Source organism: Cupriavidus sp. 01L46, from assembly GCF_056399905.1.
In genome coordinates, this window is record NZ_JBFTSF010000577.1 from 1 (window position 1) to 1552 (window position 1552).

Below are 1552 nucleotides of genomic sequence, written 5' to 3' on the forward strand. Positions count from 1 at the left end.
CCACCGCACCCGTGGGGACCGGCACGGTGTCGCCCGAGGCATAACAGCGCGATGCCCCCACCTGGCCCACCAGCGGGCGCGCCAGTTTTGCGCGCCGCATGGCGTTGGCACTGCCGACACCCAGCTTCCAGCCCAACACCGGATCGCCGAGCGCTGCGATGAAACGATCCTGCACGTCATAGCCGCTGCCGAGCGTCGCCGGCTTGGCGTCGGCGGGCAGGTCAGCGAATTGCACGCCGCGCCGGCAGGCATCGGCCAGCAGCATCGCCGCGGGGCCGGGGTTGAAGGGTGCGCTCACGAGTTCTCCTGGGTGATCGGTGATGGATGATGGGTTGTTGAATAGCGTGGATAGCGGGGGCTGGCCGGGCCGCGCAATGAAAGCGTTCAGAGGCGATGCCGCTCCGAGCTGCGCCCCACGATCGACGCCCCCGCGATCAGTTCCTTGAGCAGCGCTTGCGAGGCGTGGCCGCTGGTGCGGTAGGGATCGAGCTCACCGTGGGCGGAATACTTCAGGATGGTGGCCATATTGACCTTGCCGGTATTGACCAGGCCCATTGCCCAGCCGGCGAACTCGCGCTCGAGGATTTCCTCGTAGTGCAGCAGCACCACGTCCTCGTGGCGCACGTCCCGGCCGATTTGCTGGTACAGGCGTGAGACTTCCGTGCGGCCGCCTTCGAGCGCCTGCATGAAGATGCCGTTGCCGTAGCAAAGCACGCCGGTGATGCCGTGCTTCGGGTTATTCGCCACACTGGTAGCGAYGATGGCGTCTACCAGCGCGGGATCGGCCGGCTGGCATGCGCGGCTGGCGTAGAGCAGGCGTACGAGCATGTTGTCTCCACTGGGTTGCGAGGCGGTGAATGGCGCTGGCTTAGTCGCGTGTCCGGTTCAGCAGGGTCAGGAACTCGCGGCGCAGGCTGTCGTCCTTGAGGAACGAGCCGCGCATCACGCTGTTGGTCATCTTTGCATCGGTGTCGCGCACGCCGCGCCAGTGCATGCAGAAATGCTCGGCTTCCATGACGATGGCCAGCCCGTCCGGGCTCATCTTCTCCTGCAGCAGGTCAGCCACCTGGGTCACGGCTTCCTCCTGGATCTGCGGGCGGCACATGATCCATTCGGCCAGGCGCGCGTACTTGGACAAGCCGATCAGGTTGGAATGCTGGTTGGGCATCACCCCCACCCACAGCTTGCCGATGATCGGGCACAGATGATGCGAGCAGGCGCTGCGCACGCGCAGCGGGCCCACGATCATCAACTCGTTGATGCGCTCCGCRTTGGGGAATTCGGTCACATTGGGTTGCTTGACGTAGCGGCCCGCGAAGATCTCCTTCAGGTACATCTTGGCCACGCGGCGCGCGGTCTCGCGGGTGTTGTGATCCTGGTCGATATCGATCACCAGGCTGCGCAGCACCTCTTCCATGCGCGACTGCACTTCATCGAGCAACTCGTCCAGTTCGCCGGGCTCGACATACGCCGAGATATTGTCGTTGGCGTGGAAGCGCTCGCGCGCCGCCTGCAAACGCGACCGTATGCGGGTCGACACACTACCCAAGGC

2 protein-coding genes and 1 pseudogene are annotated in these 1552 nt (G+C 65.0%); all 3 read right to left on the reverse strand.

The annotated features are described in order from the left end of the window. Positions 1 to 298, reverse strand: a pseudogene (locus AC1DS3_RS38505) (fumarylacetoacetate hydrolase family protein); the annotation flags it as partial. 86 nt (positions 299 to 384) lie between these two features. Beyond that, positions 385 to 828 (reverse strand): BLUF domain-containing protein, encoded by a 444-nt coding sequence (locus AC1DS3_RS38510; protein WP_477129348.1) that lies wholly within the window; start codon positions 826 to 828, stop codon positions 385 to 387. Between the two features lie 40 nt (positions 829 to 868). After that, complete coding sequence (folE, locus tag AC1DS3_RS38515) at positions 869 to 1549, reverse strand: GTP cyclohydrolase I (RefSeq protein ID WP_477129349.1); 681 nt, start codon at positions 1547 to 1549, stop codon at positions 869 to 871. Positions 1550 to 1552: the final 3 nt, after the last annotated feature.